Source organism: Rhodococcus sp. NPDC057297 (assembly GCF_042667435.1).
GTDB lineage: Bacteria > Actinomycetota > Actinomycetes > Mycobacteriales > Mycobacteriaceae > Rhodococcoides.
In genome coordinates this window covers 258,305-283,865 of record NZ_JBHUZE010000004.1, presented here as the reverse complement: position 1 = coordinate 283,865, position 25,561 = coordinate 258,305, and the positions used below count along the sequence as shown (strand labels likewise).

Genomic DNA, 25,561 nt, shown 5'->3' with positions numbered 1-25,561 from the left:
CTTTCGCCCGGAGTGCTTGTCAGCGCTCGCGTAGACTCTGCCGCCATGGGTATCGACGTGTCGGTAGTGCGAGTGTTCACCGATCAGGACGGCAACTACGGCAATCCCCTGGGAATCGTCCACGCCCAGGACGTCCCCGAGAACGAACGACAGGCACTGGCGCATCGATTGGGATTCAGCGAAACCATCTTCTACAGCCGCAGTTCGGGCGATCCGGCTCGCGCCGAAGCGACCATCTACACCCCGGCGCAGGAGCTGCCGTTCGCCGGACATCCCACGGTCGGGCTGTCGTGGTGGCTGCGCGCACAGGGCACCCCGATAGATGTATTGACCGTTCCCGCTTCCGACCTCGCGGTCCGCTACGACGGTGACATGTCCTGGATCAAAGCCAAACAGGAATGGACACCGCACTTCGTCGAGCATCACCTGGACTCCGCTGCCGACGTCGACGAACTCGATGCCGCGTCGTTCACCGACGATCACCACTACGCCTGGGCCTGGACAGACGAAGGCGCGGGGCACATCAGGTCACGAATGTTCGCACCCAGCATGGGAATTGCCGAGGACGAGGCCACCGGCGCGGCGGCAGTCTGGATCACCGGAGTACTCGGGCGGGCACTCGTCGTCGCTCAGGGACGCGGTTCCGTTCTCGTCACCGGTCGCGACGGGGACTGGATCGAGCTGGGTGGTCGTACCGTGTCGGAGAACACCATCACCGTGTGACAGCGGGCACGTCGACGAAAATTTCGTCGCCGAGCGTGACGCCGGGCGCAAGAGGGAGCCGATCGCCGCTCCAGAACTTTCCGGGGTCGAACCAGTTCGCCTTCTTGTTGCCCGTCAGCAACCCCATCGAGTCGTACGTCATCGCAACCACTTCCGCGCAGTACGCGGTTTCGAGTGCCGCGGATCCGGCGGCCTCGTCCTCGCGTGATCGGCGACGAAACGTCGGTACCCGTCCCTTGAACCAACTGCCCGCCAACTTCGCCGTCGTCGGGAACGCGGTTCCGTCCATCCGCGCGATGGTGCGCATCAGCGCATCCTCCTGCTCGCGGGTCACGGGCTCACTCAACTGCCGCAGCCAGCATCGCTGAGAGTACTTGTCGGACCACTGCAGAACCGCCGCTCGCAGGTCGTGCAATTGGACTCCGCGCTGAAAATTGCCCGTCCACATGTCCTGCAGCGTCTTCCCCAGCTCGGCATGCCACATCAGCGGCGGAAGATCGTCGACGACCACGGCCATTCCGACGTGGTTCACCGGACTGTTGGTCAACGTCTGTATCGCCCGATCGGCCGCCGAATGTCCACGGAAGATCCAGATGTCACCGGTTCGAGTGGCATCGACAGCAGTGTCGAGCGAAATCGACGAAACAGTCATGAGACCCAGCGTAAAGGGGTCGTTCCTGCCGGCTCCACTCCCGGCCTTCATGGGTCGTTCCTGCCGGCTCCACTCCCGGCCATCCTGGGTCGTTCCTGCCGGCTCCACTCCCGGCCATCCTGGGTCGTTCCTGCCGGCTCCACTCCCGGCCCCGCATCCCAGTACGGTGAAGCGATGAAGCTGTGGAAGCTACTCGGCCTCGCGGGCGTAGTCGGTGTCGCGGCCACCGGAGCACTCGTCGTGAAGTCCGAGCGCACTCGCCGCGCCTACGCACCGGACGAGGTACGCGCGCAGTTGCACCGTCGGTTCGCCGAGGCTGCGGAAACCGAACCGCCGCCGTCACTGCCCACACCGACTCGCGGGCAGCGCCTCCGGGCCAGGTTCAGCCGAGCGCGCTGAGAATACGAGTCGCGAGCTCCTGCACCTGGGCGTCGGTCATGACGAATGCCGGAGAGATCTGCATGGCTCCCTGTCCGGCTGCGCGGCCGGACACCCCGTGCTCGCGGAGTGTCTTGACGAACGGCAAGGCTTCGGCTGGATCCGCGAGCTGGATCGCCGCCACCGCACCGAGCCCGCTGCGCACTTCCTGAACACGCGGGTGATCGGCGAGCGGCGCGAGGTAGGTGTGCAACGACGACTCCAGGCGAGCAGATTCCTGCAGGAGGTTCTCGCGTTCGACGATGTCGAGGTTGGCGAGGGCCGCGGCGGCCGCACCGGCGTGGCCGCCGTAGGTGTACCCGTGCCTCCACCAGGCACCGCCTGCGAAGAACGGCTCGGCGATCTGTGGGGCGATGAACACTGCACCCATCGGAACGTATCCCGAGGTGAGCCCTTTGGCGGTGGTCATCAGATCCGGTGCGAGATCGAACCGAGAGGACGCGAACCACGATCCGCCGATACGGCCGAACCCGGTGACGACCTCGTCCGCGACGAACAGCACGTCATTGTCTCGGCAGATCTGCCTGACCTCCGCCAGGTACCCGTCCGGCGGCAGGTAGACGCCACCGGCGCCGATGATGGGTTCACAGAAGAAGGCAGCGATCTTGTCGGACCCGACTTCCTCGATCAGCGCCAACAGGCTCTTCGCGTCGTCCCACGCGACAGTCCTGGCGTCGGGCATCAGTGTGCCGTAGTTCTCGTGGTTGACCGGAATGCCGGCTAGTGACGTGCCTGCCACGTGCATACCGTGATATGCCTTCTGCCGCCCCACGATCAGCGTCTTCTCGGGCTTGCCCACCTCGTGCCAGTAGCGCCGAGCCAGCTTGGCCGCGGTGTCGATCGAGTCGGATCCGCCCGAGGTGAAGAAAATCTTGCTGCCTGCGACCGGTGCGATCTCGGCGAGACGCTCGGCGAGGACCGACGTGGTCTCCGGCACGAAGTCTCCGAAGTTGGAGTAATGCGCAAGAGAAGACAGTTGGGTCGCGACCGCGTCGGCGATCTCGCGACGACCGTGCCCGACGTTGGTGAACCAGAGTCCGGCGGTGGCGTCGAGGTACTCGTTACCGTCGCGGTCGTAGATGTAGGCGCCGTCACCGCGGGCGACGACGAACGGCCCGGACGCGGTGACTGCGCCCATGTCGGCGAAACCGTGCCACAGCGCGGAGTGTCTGGATTCGAAACTCGGTTCGGTCGCGGAAGACATGCTCCGAAGCCTAGTCACTGCGGTCGTCCGCGCCACTGCCGAGTCGCCATCTGCTGCCGAGTCGGCCGACGGCGTTCACGGCGAGTGCCATCAGCACGAATGCCACGGTCAGCACCACCAGTCCGATGACGAGCGCGACATAACCTTGCCCTCGGGGGTCGAGGAACGGGTAGGGGTACCAGTCGACGATCGGGCCTCGAATCAGGCTGTAGATCCCGTAGACAAGCGGAAACAGCAGCCACAGAAGAGACCGCGCCTCCGAGATCCGCTTGCGTGCGGGAACGATCACCCAGTCGAGAAGCAGGACCACCGGCATGATTCTGTGCACCACGTTGTTGGTCCACGGATCCGCGACACCGACGTCGATGTTCGCCAGAAGAACGGCATAGATGATCCCGGTGATCACCATGTACAGCGTCACGGCACCCCGGAACAACTGCCATCCCTCGCCTGGAGGATCGACGATGCCGCCGATACCCAGCACGACGACGGTCAGCACGTTGCTCAGGACGGTGAAGTAACTGAAATAGTTCGCGACCGAGAAACCTTCGGTCCCGACACCTTTCGCGAGAATCGTCGCCAGGGCTGCGGCTGTCAGAAGAGCGAACCCAACCCTCGCAATTCTGATTACTATCGACGTGGAATCGGTAGGCATAGCCGATCTTTGCACAGGCCGACGACCCATCGGTGTGTACCGCGCCGACACCGCGGACGCTGCAGCAACTATCCTTGTGCCAGCATGTCTACCTCATCCACCGCAGAACGTCGTCGCGCACTGTCGACCAGATTGGCCGACGTCTCGATTCGGGACGAACACCGGCTGCGTCGCAGACTCGACCGCGCCCGCACACCCGACGCCGTCGACACCGTCGAACGTGAGGTCGCGAAGGCGGAATCGGTGGTAGCGAACCGGCGCGCGGCGCTGCCCCGTATCGAGTATCCCGAGTCGCTGCCCGTCAGTCTCCGCAAGAACGACATCGCCGACGCCATCGCGAACAACCAGGTCGTGATCGTCGCCGGTGAAACGGGATCGGGCAAGACGACGCAGATACCCAAGATCTGCTTGGAACTGGGACGCGGCATCAGAGGATCGATCGGGCACACGCAGCCTCGTCGTCTCGCAGCACGGACCGTCGCCGAACGCATCGCCGAGGAAGTGGGCGAATCGATCGGTGAGTCGGTGGGCTACAAGGTCCGGTTCACCGATCAGTCGTCGGATTCGACGCTCGTGAAGCTCATGACCGACGGCATTCTGCTGGCCGAGATCCAACGTGACCGTCTTCTGCGGCAGTACGACACGCTCATCATCGACGAGGCACACGAACGCAGCCTCAACATCGACTTCATCCTCGGCTATCTGGCTCAGCTCCTCCCCCGCCGCCCGGATCTGAAGGTGATCATCACCTCCGCCACCATCGACCCGGAACGGTTCGCCCAGCACTTCGCACGGGACGGCGTTGCGGCGCCCATCGTCGAAGTGTCCGGCCGCACGTTCCCTGTGGAGATGCGGTATCGCCCGCTGTCCATCGATGTCGACGACAGCACCGTGGATCTCGATCCGGTGGACGCCACGTGCGACGCCGTCGCCGAGCTGATCGGCGAGGGCGACGGCGACATCCTGGTCTTCCTGTCCGGCGAGCGCGAGATTCGTGACACTGCGGATGCGCTGCGCGAGAGACAGTTCCGCGGAACCGAGATAGTGCCACTGTATGCGCGCCTGTCGGCGGCCGAGCAGCATCGAGTGTTCACCCCGCACACGGGCCGACGAGTCGTACTGTCCACCAACGTCGCGGAGACCTCGTTGACGGTTCCTGGCATCCGGTACGTGGTGGACCCTGGAACAGCTCGCATCTCCCGCTATTCACTGCGGACCAAAGTCCAGCGGCTGCCGATCGAGCCCATCTCCCAGGCGTCCGCCAGGCAGCGGGCAGGCCGGTGCGGACGCGTCGCCGACGGAATCTGCATCCGACTCTATTCGGAGGACGACTTCGAGTCCCGTCCCCAGTTCACCGAGCCGGAGATCCTGCGGACCAACCTGGCGTCGGTCATCCTGCAGATGACGTCCCTCGGTCTGGGGAAGATCCAGGAGTTCCCGTTCGTCGAGGAGCCCGACCCGCGCAGCATTCGGGACGGAATCGGCCTGCTCGAGGAGCTCGGTGCGCTGAAACCGTCCAGCGGAACCGGCGAATCGGAGCTCACGCCCATCGGGCGCGAGCTCGCGGCTCTGCCCGTGGATCCTCGAATGGGTCGGATGTTGGTGGAAGCCAACAACACCGGGGCACTCGCCGATGCTCTCATCGTCGTGTCGGCATTGTCCATCCAGGACGTACGGGAGCGTCCCACCGAACACCAGCAAGCCGCCGACGAACAGCATGCGCGCTTCGCCGTCCCCAATTCGGATTTCCTGGCGTACGTCGAGTTGTGGAAGTACCTTCGGGACCGGCGAACCGACTTGTCCTCCAACCAGTTTCGCAGAATGTGCCGTGCCGAGTTCCTGCACTACCTGCGCATCAGGGAATGGCAGGACCTGCACGGTCAACTGCGGCAGATCACCCGAGGGATGGGGTGGAGCATCCCCGATTCCCCGTCGACCCCGACAGCTCTGCACCAGTCTCTTCTTTCGGGTCTGCTGTCGCACATCGGCCTTCGCGAGGGTGACAAACGCGAATTCCTCGGTGCGCGCGGCACTCACTTCGCGGTGTTCCCCGGCAGTGGATTGTTCAAGAACCCTCCGCGTTGGGTGATGGCCGCCGAACTCGTGGAGACCGGACGGTTGTGGGGCCGAATGGCAGCGCGAATCGAACCGGAGTGGGCCGAGCGGCTCGCACCGCATCTGATCAAGCGGACGTACTCGGAACCGCACTGGTCCACCAAACGCCAAGCCGCAATGGCCTACGAGCGCGTCACGCTCTACGGCATCCCACTGGTCGCAGGCAGGCCCGTCAACTATCACACCGTCGACCCGGAGGCGTCACGCGAGCTGTTCATCCGGCACGCACTCGTAGAGGGCGAGTGGAAGACTCAGCACCCGTTCTTCCACAGGAACCGTGAGTTGTTGGACGACGTAGGCGAGTTGGAGAACAAGGCCCGCCGCCGCGACATCGTCGTCGACGACGATGCACTGTTCGACTTCTACGACGCACGGATCGGCGCGGAGGCCGTGTCCGCTCGTCACTTCGACACCTGGTGGAAGAAAACTCGCCGGAGTACACCCGATCTTCTCGACTTCACCACCGAGACGGTGGTGAATGGTGACGCGGCGTCGGTTCTCGGCGGCGATTACCCCGATGCGTGGCGACAGGGAGAGATCCTCTTCCCCCTCACCTATCAGTTCGAACCGGGGTCCGAAGCCGACGGTGTCACAGCCAGGATCCCGATCGCACTTCTCGCACAGGTCCAGCCGGTGGGGTTCGACTGGCTCGTGCCCGGTATGCGCGCAGAACTTGTCACGGCCCTGATCAAACTTCTGCCCAAGGCCCAACGGCGCACCGTCGTTCCTGCACCCGACTTCGCCTCTGCCGCTTTGGCGTCGATGAAACCGCGCTCGGAGCCGATCGTGACAGCGCTGGCTCGTGAACTCTCGCGGCTGGGGTCCACACGAATCGATCCGGACGATGTCGATCTGGGTTCTCTGCCCGCACATCTGAGGATGACGTTCGTCGCGGTCGACACCGACGGCAAGACGCTCGGATCGAACAAGGACCTGGTTGCACTGCGAAAAGCACTGGCGCCTCGAGTCGATCGTGAAGTCGCGAGTGCGGTGGGTGTAGCCGAGCGACCGGCGACCCTGGCATGGACGTCGTCGACGCTGGGAACCTTGGACGCAACGGTCTCCACATCGGTCGCGGGACAGACGGTGACCGGTTATCCGGCCCTCATCCAGGAAGACGGCGGCGTGGCCGTCCGTGTTCTCAGCACCCCGGCTGCTCAGCGCGCCGCGATGCGCGAAGGAACGCGCGCACTTCTTCTGGAGTCGGCACCACGAGGCACGAAGGCGTTGCTTGCCGGCATCCCGACGCGTGAACGACTGGCCCTCGGCCAGAACCCCTACGGCAGCGTCGAAAGCCTGCTCGACGACTGCAGGAAAACTGCTGTCGACGAGTCGATGACCGCGCACGGAGGCCCTGTCCGGTCTCCCGAGAAGTTCGCGGTACTCGCCGCCGCGGTCGGAGCCGACACCGCTCGACGGACCAGCGGGATACTCGGACTGGTTCGGCCGATTCTCACCGCAGCACTGGAACTGCGTTCCGTATTGGATCCTCTACAGGGCGACGCAGCCGACGATGTACGAGAACAGCTGTCTTCACTGGTGTTCGACGGTTTCGTGTTCGAGTTCGGATCGACGCGCCTCGTGGATATCCCGCGCTATCTCAACGCCGCGACGGCACGCCTGAATTCTCTGCCGAGCAGTGCCGGACGTGACGATGCAGGTATGGACGTACTCGACCGCGTGTACGAGGCATACGACAGGATGCTCCGCTCGCTACCGGAGACCAAGCACCACACTTCAGCGGTGCAGGATGTGTTCTGGATGATCGAAGAACTGCGAGTCGGCCTGTTCGCGCAGAGCATCCGCACGGCCTATCCGGTGTCGGAGAAGCGTCTCATGCGGGCCATGGAGGTCGCGGCACGCTCGTGAACCGGCGAGCGTCAGTCGACCGCGGCAGCCTGCCGGTGCGCACGAAGATCGAGTATTTCCTTCTCGAAATCCTCGGCGGAGCTGAACGAGCGGTACACCGACGCGAACCTCAGGTAGGCGACCTCGTCGAGGTCACGCAGGGGGCCGAGAATGGCCAGACCCACCTCGTGGCTGGGGATCTCGGCCGATCCCGACGCTCGGACCGCATCCTCGACCTGCTGTGAGAGCAGATTCAACGCATCGTTGTCGACATCGCGGCCCTGGCATGCGCGTCGCACACCCTTGACGACCTTCTCCCTGGAAAAGGGCTCCGTCACCCCACTGCGCTTCACCACAGCCAGCACCGCAGTCTCGACAGTGGTGAACCGACGGCCGCATTCCGGGCACGAACGTCGACGACGAATTGCCTGACCCTCGTCTGCTTCCCGCGAATCCACCACGCGCGAGTCGGGGTGCCTGCAGAACGGGCAATGCATGGTTGAGCCTCCGTCGTAGCCGTCACGCACCCCCGAACGGCACACAGGAGGCACAGGCTTCGAGGATACTCGGAGCGGAACCGAGCCGGCTCCGTCCCCTGGCAGACGGGGCAGACACAACACAGCGCTACGGGCCTACCGTGCCGTTAGGGACCGTGCTGCCGGAGACCGTGCTGCTGAAGACCGTGCTGCTGAAGACCGTGCCGTCCGAGACCTGGACCGTGACACTGGAGGGCGCGGAAACGGATTCGAGCGACGATGCGCGAAGGTTTGCCATTCCGACGAGCGCCAACAGCACCACAGCGGTCCCCACCACTCCCGCCACCGCACCGAGCACGGTGATGCGCTGGCTACGATGCGCCTGATCTGCGCACCCGTCGGCCCGCCGGTCGTGCTGGCCGCCGCGGACCGCGGACACGCCGACATGACGGCGACGCTGCATCGTCGCACGACGCTGCGACTCTGTCTGACGGGTACGGACAGCACGGCGAGTCTGCTGGTGCTGCTCCGTACGGACGGGCCGCTCGGTAGTGATGCTCATCGGAACCTCCGGTGTCGAACGAGACGTGGATTCGAACGCTATTCGATCAGGCGTTCGATGAACGCTTGTTCGAAAGTTCTATCACGCACCTCCGACAAAGTCAGTAGAAAACGCGACACGGATCGAACAGATGTTTGATCCAACAGCGATAACGGGCTAAGTTCGTGTCAGAAACCACACGTCACATCCATCCCACGCGTTCTGGTCTTCGAGCACGTTCGAGTTCCGGCACACGCACGCATCACGCAGGAGGACGCACGAATGAAAGACGAGACCTCTAGCGGGTCGAACGGCACGGGGTCGAACGGAAAGGCTGCCGGGAAGCCCGCTGTGACGAAAACTGCGGCAGCGAAAACTACGGCGACCAAAAGTACGGCCGGCAAGGCTGCTGCGGGCAAGCCTGCTGCCGTGCCGACCGCGAAGGCGTTCGAGGGCGAGGGAACGGACATCAACGCCGGACTCACCGAGCGTCAGCGCAAGGTGCTCGAGGTGATCCGGGCGTCGGTCACCGAGCGGGGCTATCCACCGAGCATCCGCGAGATCGGCGATGCCGTCGGGCTCACGTCCACATCGTCAGTGGCACACCAGCTGCGCACGCTCGAGCGCAAGGGCTTCCTCCGCCGCGACGCCAACCGTCCTCGGGCCGTCGACGTGCGGGGGCTCGACGAGGTGCAAGCGGATCACGCGGCCGCCGTCGCCGACGGTTCCGCTCCGTCCGAGGACCAGTTGCCGACGCCGACTTTCGTGCCGGTTCTCGGTCGAATCGCCGCGGGCGGACCGATCCTCGCCGAGGAAGCCGTCGAGGACGTGTTCCCACTCCCCCGCGAACTGGTGGGTCAGGGGTCGCTGTTCCTGCTGAAAGTCGTCGGCGAATCCATGATCGATGCAGCAATCTGCGACGGAGACTGGGTTGTCGTGCGTCAGCAGAGCGTCGCCGACAACGGCGACATCGTCGCGGCCATGATCGAGGGCGAAGCAACCGTCAAGACGTTCAAGCGAACCAAGGGTGATGTCTGGTTGATGCCGCACAACCCCTTGTTCGAGCCCATTCCCGGCAACGACGCAGCAATCCTGGGCAAGGTCGTCACCGTGATGCGCAAGCTCTGAGCGCGCTCGTATCACCACCTCCCCCGTACCCCCCGTACCGACACGGAGCGAACGTGACGTTCGGTCACTTGAAGTGACCGAACGTCACGTTCGCTCCGTTCGGGGGGTGCGGCGGCGCGCGCTCGGGGTTACGACGAGGTCAGAGGTCCAGTCCTCGGCCGATGATCTCCTTCATGATCTCCGTGGTGCCGCCGTAGATGGTCTGCACGCGCGAATCCATGTAGGCCTTGGCGATCGGGTATTCCTTCATGTACCCGTAACCGCCGTGCAGCTGTAGGCATCTGTCGATCAACTTGACCTGGTTCTCGGTTGTCCACCACTTCGCCATGGCAGCTTCCTGCACGGTGAGCGTGCCGGCGTTGAGAAGTTCGATGAACTTGTCGACCATGATGCGTGTCGCGGTCGTTTCCGTGGCCAGTTCGGCGAGCACGAAACGCGTGTTCTGGAACTTGCCGATGGACTTGCCGAACGCCTTGCGGTCCCGGCAGTACTGGATGGTCATGTCCAGCGCGGATTCCATGGCTGCGGCTGCGACGACAGCGATCGAGAGCCGTTCCTGCGGCAGATTCTGCATCAGGTAGATGAAGCCCATTCCCTCCTCACCGAGGAGGTTGGCTGCGGGGATTCGAACGTCGGTGAAACTGAGCTCCGCGGTGTCCTGGGCTTTCATGCCGATCTTGTCGAGGTTGCGTCCGCGCTCGAAGCCCGGCATGTCGCGTTCGACGACCAGCAAGCTGAAGCCCTGCGCACCCTTCTCCGGGTCAGTACACGCGACGACGATGACGAGGTCGGCGTTGATCCCGTTGGTGATGAAGGTCTTGGATCCGTTCAGGACCCACTCGTCGCCGTCGCGAACCGCGCGGGTCTTGATTCCCTGCAGATCACTGCCGGTACCGGGCTCGGTCATGGCGATCGCGGTGATGAGTTCGCCCGAGCAGAACCCGGGGAGCCAGCGCTGTTTCTGTTCGTCGTTCGTGAGCTCGATCAGGTAGGGAGCAACGACGTCGTTGTGGAGAGTGAACCCGATACCGCTGTATCCGCCGCGGGTGGTTTCCTCGGTGACGATGGCGTTGTACCGGAAGTCCTTGACCCCGCCGCCGCCGAACTCCTCGGGTGCTGCCGTTCCCAGGAAGCCCTGCTTACCAGCTTCCACCCAGACGTCACGATCGACGATGTTCTGCTCTTCCCAGCGCGCATGGTTGGGGGCTACGTGCTGGTCCAGAAACTTGCGGTACGACTCGCGGAAGAGGTCGTGCTCGGGTTCGAACAGGGTGCGGTCCACGGGTTACTCCTTCGAGGGTGACACTTGTCGTGCGTTCCCTCGACACTACGACCGCGCCCGACCTCGGTCGATGACCGAGCCGCGCAGGATCGGTGACCGAACTAGCGGGTAGCGAGCCTGCTGAGTGCGCGCAGAGCCGGGTAGCCGACGAGGATGCCCACCGAGCCCCATGCGATTCCGCCGAGGTCGACCGATCCGATGGTCAAGGTCAGGTCGCCGATTCCCGCGACCAGTGCGGCCGCGACGACGGTGAGGTTGACCGGGTCGGTGAAGTCGACCTTGTTGTCGGACCAGATCCGGACTCCCAGTAGGCCGATGAGTCCGTAGAGGACGAGCGTGGCGCCGCCGATGACGCCATCGGGAACCGTGAACACCAGTGCACCGAACTTCGGGGAGAACGCGAGCACGATTGCCGTGACGGCTGCGACCCAATATGCGGCTGTGGAGTACACGCGGGTGGCGGCCATGACCCCGATGTTCTCGGCGTAGGTGGTCGTGCCGGAACCTCCCGCTGCACCCGCGAGTGTCGTGGCCAGCCCGTCGGCGATGAGTGCGTCTCCGGCGAGGTCGTCCAGCGACTTCCCCGTCATCGCGGATACTGCTTTGACGTGGCCGACGTTCTCGGCGACGAGAACGATGACCACGGGCAGGGCGATCAGAACGACGGACAGCTCGAAGGTGGGTCCACGGAACTCGGGCATTCCGATCCATGAGGCGGCCTGCATGGCGTCGAGTTTCGCTGCGTCGATCTGTCCGGCCACCGCCGCGAACACCCAGCCGATGACGACGCCGACGAGAATGCCCAGCCGGCCGAGGAGTCCTGGACCGGCCACGGTCACCACGAGAATGGCCACGAGGGTGACTGCCGCGACGAGTGGTTGCGCCTCGAAGGACGACGTCGCTGCGGGAGCCAGGTTCAGGCCGATGAGCACCACCACGGCACCCGTCACGACGGGCGGCATGACTGCTTCGATCACTCGCCCGCCGGCGAACTTCACGACGAATCCGACTGCGGCCAGCACGATTCCGACGGACATGACCGCACCGAGCTGAGCTGCCGGGCCATCCGCCTGCGCCGCGCTGAGCGGTGCGATGAACGCGAACGACGAACCGAGGTAGCTGGGTATCCGGCCTCGCGTGATGATCAGGAACAGGGCGGTACCGATTCCGGAGAACAGCAGGGTCGTCGTGACCGGGAATCCGGTCACCGTCGGCACCAGCAGTGTCGCGCCGAACATCGCGATCACGTGCTGCATGCCGATACCCACCGTGCGAGGCCATGACAGCCGCTCGTCGGGCGCTACGACCGCGCCCGCGGAGGGCGTCTTTCCGTCGCCGTGCAGGGTCCATCCGAAGTTTCGACTCACAAGCAGTGAATCCTAGAGGGCATTCACGCCAGAAGCGCGGTGACCGCTGCACGAGCCGCGGTCGAGCTGTCCGTCTTCAGGGCGGCGTCGGCAGCGGCGCGGCACTGGTTGAGCGTGACGGAGGACAATTTCGCCCCGACGTGCGCCACGGCGGCAGACGCCGCGGACAGCGAGGTGACCCCCAGACCCACCAACACACACGCCAGCAGTGGGTCTGCCGCCGCCTCACCGCATACCCCGACGGGCTTGCCCGCTGCCGCGCCCGCCTTCGCCGTGTGGGCGACGAGCGCGATGACCGCCGGCTGCCACGGATCGGTGAGGTCGGCCAGCTGCGGAGACATCCGGTCTGCAGCCATCGTGTACTGAGCGAGATCGTTGGTTCCGATCGACAGGAAGTCGACGTGTTCGAGAATGTGCTCGGCCATCAACGCCGCGGCGGGAATCTCGATCATCACACCGGGCTTCAACCCGCGTGCCCGCACGTCCTCCGCGAACGCTTCGGCCTCGGCCGCGGTCGCGATCATCGGGGCCATCACCCACGGCGTCGACCCCGTCGCGGTCGCGGCGGCGGCGATTCCGTCGAGCTGGCGAAGCAGAATTCCCCTGTCCTGCGCGGCGATTCGAATACCGCGAATTCCGAGGGCAGGGTTGGCCTCGTCCGCGTGATTCGCGAAACGCAACGGCTTGTCCGAACCCGCATCCAGGGTCCTGACGACTACCTTGCGCCCGGCGAAGGCGTCGAGAACCTCGCTGTAGATCTCTGCCTGCTCCTCTGCCGTCGGCTCCGCGTCGCGGTCCAGGAAGCACAATTCGGTGCGGAACAGACCGATGCCTTCGGCCGCGGTCAGGCGAGCGGCGCGGGCACCGGCACCGTCCTGGACGTTGGCGAGGATGTCCACGAGATGCCCGTCGGATGTCGAACCCGGCCCGGCCCACTGTGACACCCGATCCAGTTCTGCGCGCGCGTCGGACACAGCCTGCGTGGCCAGAGCCGGGTCCGGTTCGAGCACGATGCTGCCGGCGATACCGTCGACCACCACGGGCGTCCCTTCCGCCACGTCATCGAGACCGGACACCGCTACGACACAGGGGATTCCGAGCTGACGGGCGATGATCGCAGTGTGACTGGTGGGTCCGCCGAGTGACGTCGCGAGCCCGACGACGAAGTTCGGGTCCAGACCGGCCGTGTCGGCGGGCGCCAAGTCGTCGGCGAGAAGGATGGACGGAACCGTCGGGGCCGGAACACCCGGTTCCGGCGATCCGAGTATCTGCGCGACGACCCGATCCCGGACGTCACGCAGGTCGGTGACGCGCTCGGCCATCAGGCCGCCGAGCTTGGTGAACATCGTTACGAATTGTTCGGTCGCGGCATTGGTCGCCGACGTCGCGGACGCTCCGGCAGCGATGTGCTTCTCGGCAGCCTTCAGCCAACCGCGGTCCTGAGCCATGGCTGCATTGGCCGAGAGCACCTCCGACGCCGCTCCGGTGGCCAACTCTGCGCGGCCCCGAAGCCGACCTGCCACCACTGACGTCGCCTCACGGAACTTCTCGAGCTCGGGCCCGCGTGCGTGCTCGTCCAACACCGTGTCGTCGACGGGCACGTCCGGCCGACCGCCGGGCCTGATCACCGGGCCGTAACCGACTCCGGGTACGACGGGCGTGCCGGTCAGAACCGCCGAACCGGCCAGTGATGCTCCGGTCTCCTGGTTCTCGGCGAGGTGCGATCCCGTCATGTGTCCTCCTTGAACGAAAAGTGCGCGCGGCGAAGTGGGCATGTGTCCGCATCCGCTGTGATCGACTTGTTGTGACTCAGATTACTCTTTGCTCTTGACATGTCAACAGATACGGGCGTAAAACAACATAAACCAACACGTAATTGGGCCAGAGCGCAGCCCGCACGCACGACGGAGAGGAGGAACAGATGTACGCAGAGGAACGTCAACAATCGATTGCAGAACTGATCACCAGTCGTGGACGTGTCTCGGTGGCCGATCTGTCCACCTCGTTCGGGGTCACCACGGAGACCGTTCGCCGGGACCTGGCGATGCTGGATCGCCTCGGTGTGGTTCGGCGCGTGCACGGCGGTGCGGTGCCCGCGTCGGCCCTGACGGTCACCGAGCCCGGCGTCGGTGAACGTGAATACACGCGAGCCGAACAGAAGGATGCGATCGCTGCCGCTGCGGTCGAGTACTTCCCGGGTTCGGGTGGCAGCGTCGTGCTGGACGCCGGAACCACAACGGGTCGATTGGCCGCGTTGATCGGCCCCGACCGCGAGCTCACCCTGGTCACCAACTCCGTTCCGATTGCAGCGAGAGTTGCACCCCTGTCCGGAATCAGCCTTCGGATGCTGGGCGGCCGAGTTCGAGGTGCGACACAGGCGGCCGTCGGCGAGGAAGCACTGACATCGCTGGAGTGGCTGCGGGTGGACGTGGCGTTCATCGGTACGAACGCACTCAGTCTCGGACACGGGCTGTCGACCCCGGACAGCGACGAGGCCGCCGTGAAACGAGCAATGGTGCGCTCCGCCAATCATGTGGTCGTACTTGCCGATTCTTCCAAGATCGGCCGCGAGCATCTGGTCAGCTTCGCCCGACTCGAGAACATCGATGTCGTGGTGACGGACGCCCAGATCGCGGTCTCCGACCGTAAGAGTTTGACCGACAACGGAATCGAGGTGGTGATCGCATGATCGTCACACTGACCGCCAATCCGAGTATCGACCGAACGGTGGTGTTGGATACCGAGCTCGTGCGCGGTGGCGTGCATCGTGCACGAGCGTCGGTGAGCGACCCGGGAGGCAAAGGCGTCAACGTGGCCAGGGTTCTCACCGCCTCCGGCGTGCAGGCCATGGCGGTGCTTCCTGCATCCGAGCACGACCCTCTGCTCGAGGCTCTGTCCGACAAGGGGGTCCGCTACTGCGCCGTCCCGACGGGCGCGCTCGCTCGGACGAACATCACCGTCAGCGAGCCCGGTGGCGTCACCACCAAGATCAACGAGCCGGGCGCGGAGTTGTCCGAGGCAGCCAGGACTGAACTGTTCGAGACGGTCGTCGACCTGGGACGAGATGCAACCTGGGTGGCTTTGTCGGGATCTCTTCCCCCCGGCATACCTGTCGGCTGGTACGGGGAACTCGTGGCGGCACTGAAGTCCACGACGGCGTGCAAGGTTGCCGTGGACACGTCGGATGCACCGCTTCTCGCGCTCGCGGCGTCGTTCCCCCGTTCCGCGCCGGACCTGATCAAGCCCAACTCGGAGGAGCTCGCGCAGCTCACCGGAGCGGATGCCGAGAACCTCGAGCGTGCGGCAGCTGCGGGGGATCCGACTGCGGCGATCGACGCGAGTCGAATCCTGTTGCAGCGTGGCGTCGGTGCGGTGCTCGCCACCTTGGGCAGCGCGGGAGCGGTCCTGGTGACCCAGGAGGGTGCGTGGTTCGCCTCGCCACCGAAGATCGACGCGATCAGCACCGTCGGCGCGGGAGATTCGTCCCTTGCCGGCTACATCCTCGCCGACATAGAGCGATGCCCACCCGCCGACCTGATCCGTCGAGCCGTGGCGTACGGCACCGCAGCGACGGCTCTGCCCGGCACCACCCTTCCCACCCCCGAACAGACTCGTCCCGACTCGGTGACCGTCGAAGCCGTGCAGTCACCGAATTCACACAACCCACAGCCCTCCCCCAGCTCGAAGACCCTCACCTCGTAGGAGCGACGTCATGTCCACACCCACCAACGATCCCGCGATCATCGCGGAGGACCTCATAGTCCTCGACGCGGACCTCGGTGAATCGAAAGACGCTGTCATCGCACGGCTTTCGACCCTTCTCGCCGACGCCGGGCGCGCCACCGATGCCGAACCGCTCCGCGACGCCGCGCTGGCCCGCGAAGCGCAGTCGGCGACCGGATTGCCGGGCGGCATCGCCATCCCCCACTGCCGCGCCGAGGCGGTCACGACGGCGTCGCTCGGATTCGCGCGTCTGAACCCCAAGGTCGATTTCGGTGCGCCCGACGGCCCGGCCGATCTGGTCTTCCTCATCGCGGCGCCGGCCGGTGCGGGTTCGGCACACATGAAGCTGCTCTCCAGCCTGGCTCGGGCGCTGGTCAAGCCCGAGTTCGTGACATCGTTGCGCGAAGCTCCGACGGCCGCGGACGTCGTCGCTCTCGTCGACGGTGTCATCAACCCCGCACCCAAGGCCACGGCACCGAAGTCGGCAGCTGTCCCTGCTGCTGCGGCCACCACAGCCGGGGCCGCAGTCAGCACGGCCAAGCACTCCGCACCCGAGGCCCCGTCCTCCGCGGCGGAAAATCCCAAGCACATCGTCGCCGTGACTGCGTGCCCCACGGGCATCGCCCACACCTACATGGCCGCGGATTCACTCGTCGCCGCCGGTGATCGCGCGGGCGTCACGGTGCACGTCGAGACTCAGGGGTCGAGCGGAAGCACGCCGCTCGACCCAGCACTGATCGCGAGCGCAGAAGCAGTCATCTTCGCCACCGACGTCGGTGTCAAGGGCAAGGAGCGCTTCGCCGGCAAGCCTGTCATCTCGTCCGGGGTCAAACGCGCCATCAACGAGCCCGACGTGATGGTCACCGAAGCTCTGCGCGCATCGAACGATCCGAACGCCGCCCGTGTCTCCGGGACGGCAGCCGATCCAGGCACCGCGTCCTCCGGCGCGGGCGAACTGGGATGGGGCACGCGCATTCGGCAGATCCTGCTGACCGGTGTCAGCTACATGATCCCGTTCGTCGCAGCGGGCGGACTCCTGATCGCACTCGGCTTCCTGCTCGGTGGATACACCATCTCCGAGAGTGCCGAGGACATCGTCGTCAACAACTCGCTCACCGCGTTGCCCGACGGTGGGCTGAAGATCTACCTCGGAGCTGTCCTCTTCCAGATCGGCGCGCTGTCCTTCAGCTTCCTGGTTCCTGCATTGGCCGGTTACATCTCGTACGCCATTGCCGACAGGCCCGGTCTTGCGCCAGGTTTCACGGCTGGCGCCGTGGCCGTCCTGGTGGGTGCAGGCTTCATCGGTGGCCTCGTCGGCGGTCTGATCGCCGGTTTCGTCGCGCTGTGGATCAGCAGGTGGAAGATCCCGGCTCTGCTTCGTGGCTTGATGCCGGTCGTCATCATTCCGCTGTTCGCGACTCTGATCGTCGGCGGCATCATGTTCCTCGTGCTCGGGAAGCCGCTCGCCGCCATCACCAGCGGATTGACCAACTGGCTCAACGGCCTGTCCGGTAGCTCCATCATCATCCTCGGCATCATCCTCGGCTTGATGATGTGCTTCGACCTCGGCGGCCCGGTCAACAAGGCCGCGTACGCGTTCGCCACTGCAGGCCTGTCGGTCACCGACACCGCATCGCTGCGCATCATGGCTGCCGTGATGGCCGCCGGTATGGTGCCGCCGCTCGCTCTGGCACTCGCGTCGGCCGTGCGCCCGAAGATCTTCACCGAAGCCGAACGCGAGAACGGCAAGGCCGCATGGTTCCTCGGTGCAGCGTTCATTTCCGAAGGTGCGATTCCGTTCGCGGCCGCCGACCCACTTCGCGTGATTCCGTCGATGATGGCGGGCGGCGCAGTGACCGGTGCGCTCATCATGGCGATGGACGTCACCCTCAGTGCTCCGCACGGCGGCATCTTCGTGTTCTTCGCCGTCGGTGGCATCCTGTGGTTCCTGCTCGCCCTCGCAGTCGGCACGATCGTCGCCGCCGTGCTCGTGATCGCCGCCAAGCAGTTCGCCAAGGGCAAGAACGCCCCCTCGGAAGCGGCCATCGACCCCGACCTCGTCACCGCTTGATCATCACCCCCCTGATCGTCACCGCCTGACCCCCCAACGAAGAAGGAGCAATTCATGCCCAGCACCACAGTCACCGTCGGATCCGCAATCGGTCTGCACGCGCGACCCGCAGCGATCATCGCCGAGGCCGTTGCCGACGCAGGCGTCGACGTCACTCTCGCCGTGGACGGCGAGGAGCCGGTGGACGCCGGATCCGCGCTGATGATCATGACCCTCGGTGCAGCCAAGGGCACCGAGGTGACCGTCGAGAGCGAGGACCAGGCGGCTCTGGACAAGGTGGCTGCGCTCGTCGCGTCCGACCTCGACGCCTGACCCGTCAACGCCGTCGGGCTGCCCCGACGGTGTAGAAGATCGACACGATCGCCAGGACACCGGCGACGGCGAGCGCACCCAGCGGCCATCGGCCACTCGGCTGCTGCGAAGCTCCCGTCGCCGGTGTCGGTGTTTCGACGAGTGCTGTTGCGCCGCTCAGCACTTCGATGGGGGGAACCGGCCCACCTGCGGCTTCGGAGGCAATCAACAGGTTGCCGTTCGAATCGAATGTGAGTGCCTCACCCTGAGGCTGGGCAGGTAACGCTACGATCTCCGGCTCACCGGACAGAGCTCGTACGACGTCGCCGTCGGGCACCGAGAACAGGTAGGTGTCGGTATACGTCCGCACGGCAGCGACAGTCCCGTCGGCACTCACCGCTCCCCCGGTCGCGAGAATCGACCCGATGATGAACGGCGGACCCCCAGCCGTGTCGGTCCGCTCGAACGTCGATTCCCCGGCCTTCGTGAGAGCGGTGGGCCCCGGTGACGCCAGCTCGGTCACGGATTCGCCACCGGCGGGGACGTAGATTCCGCTCACCCCGGTCGGCTCCTTCGTGACGACGACAGGACGACCACCGGGCTCGATCAGCAGAGCCTCCGCGTCGTGCGGCCCGTCCGGGTAGATCAACCGGTGTAGCTCGCCTTGCCCGGTGACGGGATCCATCCGGGTCAACGCGACGGTGTCACGCCTGCTCTGATTGTCACCTGTATCGGACAACCAGAGGTCACCGTCGTACGAGGCCATGTCCTCCACGTCGTACGGGTCGACCGGAACGTCCAGCCACCGTGTCACGGCACAGCTGTCGTCCAGGACGGCCACCCGGTGATCGGTTCCGCTGTCGCCGATCGCATACAGCACACCGTCGACGAATGTCATCCCCGACAACTCCTCGAGTGCCGGGTCGGTCGGAGTGCAGTAGGTGTCCGACGGTTCCTGCCGCACCTCCGGCCGAGCATGGGCGGTCGATGCGCCGGCACCGACGGTCAGCGCCGCCACTGCTACGGCTACCGCGAGCACACCCGGACGCACGCCGATGTCAGACAGCAGCCGGTTCGTACGCGAACTCGGCCAGGACGGAGGCCAGTGCCGTCGGAACTCGCGCCTCGACCCGAGTGCCGTCGCTCTCGTGCGACGACTTGGAGATCCGTCCCTCGGTGTGAATGCGTGCGACGAGATCGCCTCGCGTGTACGGAACGAGGACGTCGATCTCGGCTTCGGGCCACGCCAGAATCTCACCGAGATGATCGCGCAGTTCGTCGATTCCCTCGCCGGTACGAGCCGACACGAACCGCGCTCCGGGCAGAAGCCCGCGAAGCTGGGTCAACTGGACCGGATCTGCTGCATCGATCTTGTTCACGACGATCAGCTCCGGCGGCATCGTCGAGTCACGTTCCTTGACGACGTCGACAATGACTTCCCGCACGGCCTTGATCTGGTCCGTGGGCAGCGGATCCGACCCGTCGACGACATGCAGAAGCAGATCGGCGTCGGTGACTTCTTCCAATGTCGAACGGAATGCTTCGACCAGCTGCGTCGGGAGATGCCTGACGAAGCCGACCGTGTCGGTGAGGACGATGGCTCGCCCGTCTTCCAGCGTGGACTTTCGCGATGTCGGATCCAGGGTGGCGAACAAGGCGTTCTGAACCAGGACACCCGAACCCGTCAGCGCGTTGAGCAGTGACGACTTACCCGCATTGGTGTATCCGACGATCGCGATGTTGGGGGTCGTGCTCTTCAGCCTGCTCTCGCGTTTGGTGTCGCGGGCTTGTTTCATGCCCTTGATCTCCCTGCGGAGCTTCGCCATGCGCTCGCGAATCCGTCGGCGATCGGTTTCGATCTTGGTCTCACCGGGTCCGCGAAGGCCCACACCGCCATTGCTGCCTGCACGGCCGCCGGCCTGACGCGACATCGATTCACCCCAGCCGCGCAGACGCGGAAGCATGTATTCCATCTGCGCGAACGCGACCTGCGCCTTGCCTTCACGCGATGTCGCGTGTTGGGCGAAGATGTCCAGGATCAGTGCGGTCCGGTCGATGACCTTGACCTTCACCACTTTCTCCAGTGCGTTGAGCTGCGCGGGTGTGAGCTCACCGTCGCAGATCACCGTGTCGGCGCCGGTGGACAGCACGACGTCCCTCAGTTCGTGCGCTTTGCCCGAGCCGATGTACGTAGCGGTGTCCGGCTTGTCTCGTCGCTGAACCAATGCGTCCAGTACTTCGGAGCCCGCTGTTTCCGCGAGTGCGGCGAGCTCGGCCATGCTGCTCTCCACCTGCGCTGCGGTTCCGGTCGTCCACACCCCGACCAGGACGACGCGTTCGAGCCGAAGCTGGCGGTACTCGACCTCGGTGACGTCCGCGAGTTCCGTGGACAACCCGGCGACGCGCCGGAGAGCGGTGCGCTCCTCGAGCTGCATGTCGCCCGTCGACGGTCTGCTGTCGGAGCTGCCATCACCCTGATCGGACGCGGGAAGCGGAGAGCGCGCGATCCTCTTGGACCACGCTTCGCTCTCTTCACGCGTCCAGGCGAACCCGTTCTGCGAGTCGTCGGCGTGGTCGTGATTCTGTGTATCCGTTATTTCCGTCAATCCTTAGGTCCGGGAATCGAACGATTCCGGTTGTTACAACTCGTTGTCTGTCCAACTTCATCCATGATCCACGAAATCCCCAGCGTGTGCACGCGAGTTTCCCGCTCCCGCCCGGTCGTGGGCTCATGCGATGCGACGCCACCAGTCGTCGTCGACGTCGCCGCTCGCCAGCAGTACGGACGGGCCCCGCAGCGTTGCGCCGGAATCGTCGATCGACACGGTGACCTCGCCGCCGGGTACACCGACCACGACCTGGCCGGAGTCGAGCCCTTCGTACGACAGCGCCGCGGCCGCGGCCGCGACCGTGCCGGTACCGCACGAGCGCGTCTCCCCCACACCACGTTCGAACACGCGCATGTCCACCCGGCCGAACTGCAGGCGGGTGAGGATTTCCACGTTCGCGCCCGCGGTGAAGAAGTCACCGTCCAGTTCGGGTGCCGACGAGAAGTCCATCCCGCCGAGCGCGGTGACGTCCAGATCGGGGTCCACGCACGCGAGGTGCGGGTTGCCGACGTCGATACCGATGCCCTCGAAGCGGCGGCCCCCCAGTACTGCAGCACTCGACCCCATCAGATGCACGTCGCCCATCTCGACGGTGACGTCGGCGGTGGTGTCGTCGAAGCGATGGACCGTGACCGGCCTGGCTCCCGCTCGTGAACCGACGACGAATCGATCCTCGGTCTCGAGCCCGGTGGCCCGCAAGTAGTGGGCGAACACCCGCACCCCGTTGCCGCACATCTCGGCGATGCTGCCGTCACCGTTGCGGTAGTCCATGAACCAGTCCTCGGCGGACACACCCGCAGGCAGGCGATCCAGCACACCTGCGTCACGCAACTGCCCTGCCCGTGCAACGCGCAGCACTCCGTCGGCACCGAGACCGCGACGACGGTCGCACAGAGCGGCGACCCGGGGCCGAAGTAGCTCGATCTGGACGTTCGGATCCTGCAGCACGACGAAGTCGTTCTGCGTTCCGTGACCTTTCGCGAAGTGCATGACCGGAAGTCTATCCGCGCTACAGCGCCTCGAGCGCGGACGCCAGCAGGGACGGGTTCGCACCGTCGAGCCAGTGCACCCGTGGGTCGCGCCGGAACCACGAGCGCTGTCGACGTACGTATCGGCGGGTGCCGATGAACGTGCGTTCACGTGCGTGGTCGAGGTCGCTCGTGCCGTCGAGAAACGCCAGGACCTGCGCGTAACCGATCGCGCGCGAGGCGGTGACACCGTCCTTCAAACCGACGTCGATCAGCGCGCGCACCTCGTCGACGAGGCCCGCGGCGAACATCAGATCGGTACGACGCGCGATCCGCTCGTCCAGTTCGGTGGTCTCCCGGTCGACGCCGAGCAAGCGCGTTCCCCAGCGGGGCTCGCCGATGGTCGGTGCCGACGCCGCGAACGGTGCTCCGGTGATCTCGACGACCTCGAGTGCCCGCACCATGCGCCGACCGTCCGTGGCAAGGATCGACGCCGCGGCCTCCGGATCCTTCAGCGCGAGCTCACGGTGGACCGCCTCGGTACCTCCGTCGGCCAACACCTTCTCCCATTTGGCGCGGACATCGGGATCGGTTGCGGGAAAGGACCACTCGTCGAGCAGAGATTGCACGTACATCATCGACCCACCCACGATGAGGGGAATCTTGCCGCGCGCGATGATGTCCTCGACGTCACGTACCGCCGCGCTCTGATAGTTCGCCACCGTCGCGGTCTCGGTCACGTCGAGAACGTCCAACCGGTGATGCGGAATTCCGCGACGATCGTCCAACGCCAGCTTGGCGGTGCCGATGTCCATGCCGCGGTACTGCTGCATCGCATCGATGTTGACGACCTCGCCGCCGAGCGTTTCCGCAAGATCGAGACCCAGATCGGACTTACCCGTTGCCGTCGGCCCGATCACGGCGATCGGCCGCATGCTCTCGCTCGATACGTCGGTCATCGTGCGAGGGTCCAGGTGCCGACGAAGTAACCGACCCCGTACGGAGCACCCCGGTAGAGCGTGCGTACATCGACGACGTCGTCACCGACGACACCGGCTGCGGTTTGCCAGGCAGCCAATCCGCCGACCCCGACCTCGCCGCAGAGCACGGGGTCGAGCCGGGTCAATGCTCCTGTATCGGCTGCGGCAAGAGCGTCGTCGATGTCACGCTGAACCGACTCGGCTCGATCGTCGTAGGAACCAGGTGCCTTGGGAGTCAATGTTGTCGCACCGTCGGCGACGACCAACAGCCCCCAATCGGTCCCCCGCCCGTCGATCTCGGTTCTCAGGTTCGCCCCGAATCGCCGGTGATCGTTCGCAACGCCACGATCTGCCACAAGCTCGACGTCGACCGCGATCTCGCTCGATGCTTCCCCCGCCGACACCTGCCCGCGGAGCCATCCCGCGATCAGCGCAGGCAACGGCATGGTGGGATCGGACTCGGAGTCACCGTTGGACAGATCGACGCGCACATCGACGCCGTACCCCGTGAACGACCCCGCGGCGGGGTGCGTGATCCGACGAGCGACGTCGGCCACACCGATCGCCACCCAGGTATCAGCGACCGATGCGAGGTAGGAGGCAGCGTCGCAGGCAGCCGCGCGGACGTCGATCGAGTCGGCGGCACCACTTCCCGTCAATTCGGGCACCAGGAGGGGCGGGGACGGCACCAAGGCCACGGCACGTAACACGGGACCCAACGCTAGCCGGTGATGCAGTACCGGGACGACGCGGCAGCGACCGCATGCGAAGACACTCGGCGTCGTAATCGCCGGACGAGCACACCAACCTCGCCCGCACCTGTTTGAATGGTTCGATCGGTCGATACCGACCGATGGTGGTGAAGCACTCGATACAGCGCGATACAGGCAGCCGTGACGCGCGGCAGAGATGAGGAACGATGACCGACACCGACGGCCACACCAGCGGGGAAAACACCCCCGGTGCTCCCAAGCCCGGCGGCCCCAAGCCCGGCGGCCCGAAACCCGGCGGCTCCAAGCCTGGTAGTCCGAAGCCTGGTGGCGGCCCCAAGCCTCATCCGGTGGCGACGCACGTCACAACCGTGACGCCCGCCCTGGCGGCGCCGAGTGATCCGAGCAAATTCGGACGGGTCGACGACGACGGCACGGCGTGGGTCAGGACCGCTGACGGTGAACGACAGATCGGCTCGTGGCAGGCCGGTGACGCGGCCGAGGGTCTTGCGCATTTCGGTCGCCGGTACGACGATCTGTCCACCGAGATCGCTCTGCTCGAGGCCAGGCTCACCGCCGGTTCCGGGGACGCGAAGAAGACCAAGGCCGCCGCGGAAGCACTGGCCGAGACACTGCCCACCGCCGCGGTCATCGGCGACCTCGACGCGCTCGCCGAGCGACTGCAACTCGTCGTCGAACACTCCGAGACTGCCGCCGCCGTTGCGCGCCACGAGAAGGAAGCCGAGCGCGCCGCACACACGGCACGCAAGAAAGAGCTCGCCGCCGAGGCGGAACAGATCGGTACTGAGTCCACGCAGTGGAAGCACGCAGGAGATCGTCTGCGCGAAATTCTCGACGAGTGGAAGACCATCCGCGGAGTCGACCGCAAGGTCGACGACGCACTGTGGAAGCGCTACTCCAAAGCTCGCGAGAACTTCAACCGTCGCCGCGGAGCACACTTCGCAGACCTGGACCGAGAGCGCGGGGCTGCGAAAACACGCAAAGAAGAACTCGTTGCGCAGGCCGAAGCCCTGTCCTCGTCCACCGAGTGGGGCCCGACAGCGGCAGCGTTCCGGGACCTGCTCACCGAATGGAAAGCCGCCGGACGCGCACCCCGCGACGCCGACGACGCACTGTGGAAGAACTTCAAAGCGGCCCAGGACGTGTTCTTCGCCGCACGCAACGCGGCAGCGTCCGAACGTGACGCCGAGTTCGAGGCGAACGCAGTCGCCAAGGAGGAACTGCTCCAGAAGTACGCCGGCATCGACCCCGGCGCCGACCTCGACGCCGCCCGCGCCTCACTCCGCGATTTGCAGGAGAAGTGGGACGCACTGGGCAAAGTGCCCAGAGACAAGATGCAGGAACTCGAAGGCAAGCTACGCGCCATCGAGAAATCGGTTCGCGACGCCGTCGACGCGCAGTGGCGTCGGACCGATCCCGAAGCGCTCGCCCGCGCCGCCCAGTTCCGCGAGCGCGTCGAGCAGTTCGAGGAGCAGGCCGCCAAAGCATCCGCCGCGGGCAAGGAAAAGGACGCCGAACGCGCCCGCGAACAGGCGCAGCAATGGCGCGAATGGGCCGACGCCGCCGAAGGCGCGGTCGGCGAGCTCTAGCCGTTTCCCGACAGCACGCACCGTCCCGGAGCGCACGCCCGTCCCGGAGCGCACCCCCGTCCCGGAGCGAAAGCGCCGTTCGGTCAGTCAGACTGACCGGACCGGGCGTTAGCGCCCGTGTGGTGTAGGGCCGGGGGGGGTGGGCGCGCGTGTGGGTTGTCGCCCAGGTT

Annotated in this window: 22 protein-coding genes; 9 read left to right on the top strand and 13 right to left on the bottom strand. The window is 65.5% G+C overall.

The window, feature by feature from the left end:
• The first annotated feature begins 45 nt into the window (after positions 1 to 45).
• Positions 46 to 723, top strand: coding sequence for a PhzF family phenazine biosynthesis protein (locus ACFULT_RS14765; RefSeq protein WP_378481793.1), 678 nt, complete (start codon positions 46 to 48; stop codon positions 721 to 723).
• Here the strand turns inward: ACFULT_RS14765 and ACFULT_RS14760 are convergent.
• Positions 713 to 1,375 carry a hypothetical protein gene (locus ACFULT_RS14760; protein ID WP_037112893.1) on the bottom strand — a complete coding sequence of 221 codons (663 nt, stop codon included), beginning with the start codon at positions 1,373 to 1,375 and terminating at the stop codon, positions 713 to 715. The genes ACFULT_RS14765 and ACFULT_RS14760 overlap by 11 nt on opposite strands.
• A gap of 174 nt (positions 1,376 to 1,549) precedes the next feature.
• On the opposite strand from ACFULT_RS14760, the gene ACFULT_RS14755 reads away from it, so the two are divergent.
• The gene (locus ACFULT_RS14755) at positions 1,550 to 1,774 is read left to right on the top strand and encodes a hypothetical protein (RefSeq protein WP_037112892.1); all 225 of its coding nucleotides are present in this window, start codon (positions 1,550 to 1,552) and stop codon (positions 1,772 to 1,774) included.
• Here ACFULT_RS14755 and ACFULT_RS14750 read toward each other — a convergent pair.
• Both ACFULT_RS14750 and ACFULT_RS14745 read right to left on the bottom strand, forming a co-directional pair.
• Entirely contained in the window at positions 1,758 to 3,017 is a 1,260-nt protein-coding gene (locus tag ACFULT_RS14750) for an aspartate aminotransferase family protein (RefSeq protein ID WP_378481792.1), read from the bottom strand. The two genes, ACFULT_RS14755 and ACFULT_RS14750, sit on opposite strands and share 17 nt — an antisense overlap.
• 10 nt (positions 3,018 to 3,027) lie before the next feature.
• The gene (locus ACFULT_RS14745) at positions 3,028 to 3,672 is read right to left on the bottom strand and encodes a Pr6Pr family membrane protein (protein WP_019664085.1); all 645 of its coding nucleotides are present in this window, start codon (positions 3,670 to 3,672) and stop codon (positions 3,028 to 3,030) included.
• A gap of 84 nt (positions 3,673 to 3,756) precedes the next feature.
• Here ACFULT_RS14745 and hrpA point away from each other — a divergent pair, with 84 nt between their 5' ends.
• The gene (gene hrpA / locus ACFULT_RS14740) at positions 3,757 to 7,656 is read left to right on the top strand and encodes an ATP-dependent RNA helicase HrpA (protein ID WP_378481791.1); all 3,900 of its coding nucleotides are present in this window, start codon (positions 3,757 to 3,759) and stop codon (positions 7,654 to 7,656) included.
• 11 nt (positions 7,657 to 7,667) lie between these two features.
• Here the strand turns inward: hrpA and nrdR are convergent, their stop codons facing one another.
• Positions 7,668 to 8,132 carry a transcriptional regulator NrdR gene (nrdR, locus tag ACFULT_RS14735; RefSeq protein WP_026347603.1) on the bottom strand — a complete coding sequence of 155 codons (465 nt, stop codon included), beginning with the start codon at positions 8,130 to 8,132 and terminating at the stop codon, positions 7,668 to 7,670.
• 127 nt (positions 8,133 to 8,259) lie between these two features.
• Positions 8,260 to 8,673 carry a hypothetical protein gene (locus tag ACFULT_RS14730; RefSeq protein ID WP_378481790.1) on the bottom strand — a complete coding sequence of 138 codons (414 nt, stop codon included), beginning with the start codon at positions 8,671 to 8,673 and terminating at the stop codon, positions 8,260 to 8,262.
• Positions 8,674 to 9,081: 408 nt separating this feature from the next.
• On the opposite strand from ACFULT_RS14730, the gene lexA reads away from it, so the two are divergent.
• On the top strand, positions 9,082 to 9,780 hold the full coding sequence (gene lexA, locus ACFULT_RS14725) for a transcriptional repressor LexA (protein ID WP_019664089.1): 699 nt from the start codon (positions 9,082 to 9,084) through the stop codon (positions 9,778 to 9,780).
• Positions 9,781 to 9,919: 139 nt separating this feature from the next.
• Here the strand turns inward: lexA and ACFULT_RS14720 are convergent, their stop codons facing one another.
• The 3 genes from ACFULT_RS14720 to ptsP all read right to left on the bottom strand — a co-directional run bounded on the left by ACFULT_RS14720 (position 9,920) and on the right by ptsP (position 14,162).
• Positions 9,920 to 11,062: an acyl-CoA dehydrogenase family protein gene (locus tag ACFULT_RS14720; protein WP_037112885.1), complete on the bottom strand. Its 1,143-nt coding sequence runs from the start codon at positions 11,060 to 11,062 to the stop codon at positions 9,920 to 9,922.
• Between the two features lie 101 nt (positions 11,063 to 11,163).
• Positions 11,164 to 12,429, bottom strand: a complete 1,266-nt coding sequence (locus ACFULT_RS14715) for a uracil-xanthine permease family protein (RefSeq protein ID WP_378481789.1) — start codon at positions 12,427 to 12,429, stop codon at positions 11,164 to 11,166.
• Between the two features lie 23 nt (positions 12,430 to 12,452).
• Positions 12,453 to 14,162 (bottom strand): phosphoenolpyruvate--protein phosphotransferase, encoded by a 1,710-nt coding sequence (gene ptsP / locus ACFULT_RS14710; RefSeq protein ID WP_378481788.1) that lies wholly within the window; start codon positions 14,160 to 14,162, stop codon positions 12,453 to 12,455.
• 188 nt (positions 14,163 to 14,350) lie between these two features.
• On the opposite strand from ptsP, the gene ACFULT_RS14705 reads away from it, so the two are divergent.
• Genes ACFULT_RS14705 through ACFULT_RS14690 form a run of 4 tightly spaced genes read left to right on the top strand, consistent with a single transcriptional unit; the run spans position 14,351 to position 18,535 of the window.
• Entirely contained in the window at positions 14,351 to 15,118 is a 768-nt protein-coding gene (locus ACFULT_RS14705; RefSeq protein WP_037112882.1) for a DeoR/GlpR family DNA-binding transcription regulator, read from the top strand.
• Positions 15,115 to 16,131, top strand: a complete 1,017-nt coding sequence (locus ACFULT_RS14700) for a 1-phosphofructokinase family hexose kinase (RefSeq protein WP_378481787.1) — start codon at positions 15,115 to 15,117, stop codon at positions 16,129 to 16,131. The genes ACFULT_RS14705 and ACFULT_RS14700 overlap by 4 nt, the downstream gene beginning before the upstream one ends.
• Positions 16,132 to 16,141: 10 nt before the next feature.
• Positions 16,142 to 18,223, top strand: a complete 2,082-nt coding sequence (locus tag ACFULT_RS14695; RefSeq protein WP_037112878.1) for a fructose-specific PTS transporter subunit EIIC — start codon at positions 16,142 to 16,144, stop codon at positions 18,221 to 18,223.
• Between the two features lie 54 nt (positions 18,224 to 18,277).
• The gene (locus tag ACFULT_RS14690) at positions 18,278 to 18,535 is read left to right on the top strand and encodes an HPr family phosphocarrier protein (protein ID WP_019664096.1); all 258 of its coding nucleotides are present in this window, start codon (positions 18,278 to 18,280) and stop codon (positions 18,533 to 18,535) included.
• A 4-nt stretch (positions 18,536 to 18,539) separates the two neighbouring features.
• Here the strand turns inward: ACFULT_RS14690 and ACFULT_RS14685 are convergent, their stop codons facing one another.
• The 5 genes from ACFULT_RS14685 to ACFULT_RS14665 all read right to left on the bottom strand — a co-directional run bounded on the left by ACFULT_RS14685 (position 18,540) and on the right by ACFULT_RS14665 (position 23,781).
• On the bottom strand, positions 18,540 to 19,553 hold the full coding sequence (locus ACFULT_RS14685) for a hypothetical protein (RefSeq protein WP_378481786.1): 1,014 nt from the start codon (positions 19,551 to 19,553) through the stop codon (positions 18,540 to 18,542).
• A gap of 19 nt (positions 19,554 to 19,572) precedes the next feature.
• Complete coding sequence (hflX, locus tag ACFULT_RS14680; RefSeq protein WP_052059547.1) at positions 19,573 to 21,021, bottom strand: GTPase HflX; 1,449 nt, start codon at positions 21,019 to 21,021, stop codon at positions 19,573 to 19,575.
• 222 nt (positions 21,022 to 21,243) lie between these two features.
• The gene (gene dapF, locus ACFULT_RS14675; protein WP_378481785.1) at positions 21,244 to 22,113 is read right to left on the bottom strand and encodes a diaminopimelate epimerase; all 870 of its coding nucleotides are present in this window, start codon (positions 22,111 to 22,113) and stop codon (positions 21,244 to 21,246) included.
• A gap of 19 nt (positions 22,114 to 22,132) precedes the next feature.
• Positions 22,133 to 23,050 carry a tRNA (adenosine(37)-N6)-dimethylallyltransferase MiaA gene (gene miaA, locus ACFULT_RS14670; RefSeq protein WP_378481784.1) on the bottom strand — a complete coding sequence of 306 codons (918 nt, stop codon included), beginning with the start codon at positions 23,048 to 23,050 and terminating at the stop codon, positions 22,133 to 22,135.
• Positions 23,047 to 23,781, bottom strand: a complete 735-nt coding sequence (locus ACFULT_RS14665; RefSeq protein ID WP_378481783.1) for a hypothetical protein — start codon at positions 23,779 to 23,781, stop codon at positions 23,047 to 23,049. Before ACFULT_RS14665 ends, miaA begins: the two co-directional genes overlap by 4 nt.
• 209 nt (positions 23,782 to 23,990) lie before the next feature.
• Between ACFULT_RS14665 and ACFULT_RS14660 the strand changes: the two genes are divergently transcribed.
• Entirely contained in the window at positions 23,991 to 25,391 is a 1,401-nt protein-coding gene (locus ACFULT_RS14660; protein WP_378481782.1) for a DUF349 domain-containing protein, read from the top strand.
• The last annotated feature ends 170 nt before the right edge of the window (positions 25,392 to 25,561 follow it).

Bases quoted from the DNA above. Each gene is read 5' to 3' on its own strand.
- ACFULT_RS14765 (WP_378481793.1), top strand. From the start codon at position 46: ATGGGTATCGACGTGTCGGTAGTGCGAGTGTTCACCGATCAGGACGGC.
- ACFULT_RS14760 (WP_037112893.1), bottom strand. From the start codon at position 1,375: ATGACTGTTTCGTCGATTTCGCTCGACACTGCTGTCGATGCCACTCGA.
- ACFULT_RS14755 (WP_037112892.1), top strand. From the start codon at position 1,550: ATGAAGCTGTGGAAGCTACTCGGCCTCGCGGGCGTAGTCGGTGTCGCG.
- ACFULT_RS14750 (WP_378481792.1), bottom strand. From the start codon at position 3,017: ATGTCTTCCGCGACCGAACCGAGTTTCGAATCCAGACACTCCGCGCTG.
- ACFULT_RS14745 (WP_019664085.1), bottom strand. From the start codon at position 3,672: ATGCCTACCGATTCCACGTCGATAGTAATCAGAATTGCGAGGGTTGGG.
- hrpA (WP_378481791.1), top strand. From the start codon at position 3,757: ATGTCTACCTCATCCACCGCAGAACGTCGTCGCGCACTGTCGACCAGA.
- nrdR (WP_026347603.1), bottom strand. From the start codon at position 8,132: ATGCATTGCCCGTTCTGCAGGCACCCCGACTCGCGCGTGGTGGATTCG.
- ACFULT_RS14730 (WP_378481790.1), bottom strand. From the start codon at position 8,673: ATGAGCATCACTACCGAGCGGCCCGTCCGTACGGAGCAGCACCAGCAG.
- ptsP (WP_378481788.1), bottom strand. From the start codon at position 14,162: ATGACGGGATCGCACCTCGCCGAGAACCAGGAGACCGGAGCATCACTG.
- ACFULT_RS14705 (WP_037112882.1), top strand. From the start codon at position 14,351: ATGTACGCAGAGGAACGTCAACAATCGATTGCAGAACTGATCACCAGT.
- ACFULT_RS14700 (WP_378481787.1), top strand. From the start codon at position 15,115: ATGATCGTCACACTGACCGCCAATCCGAGTATCGACCGAACGGTGGTG.
- ACFULT_RS14695 (WP_037112878.1), top strand. From the start codon at position 16,142: ATGTCCACACCCACCAACGATCCCGCGATCATCGCGGAGGACCTCATA.
- ACFULT_RS14690 (WP_019664096.1), top strand. From the start codon at position 18,278: ATGCCCAGCACCACAGTCACCGTCGGATCCGCAATCGGTCTGCACGCG.
- dapF (WP_378481785.1), bottom strand. From the start codon at position 22,113: ATGCACTTCGCGAAAGGTCACGGAACGCAGAACGACTTCGTCGTGCTG.
- miaA (WP_378481784.1), bottom strand. From the start codon at position 23,050: ATGACCGACGTATCGAGCGAGAGCATGCGGCCGATCGCCGTGATCGGG.
- ACFULT_RS14660 (WP_378481782.1), top strand. From the start codon at position 23,991: ATGACCGACACCGACGGCCACACCAGCGGGGAAAACACCCCCGGTGCT.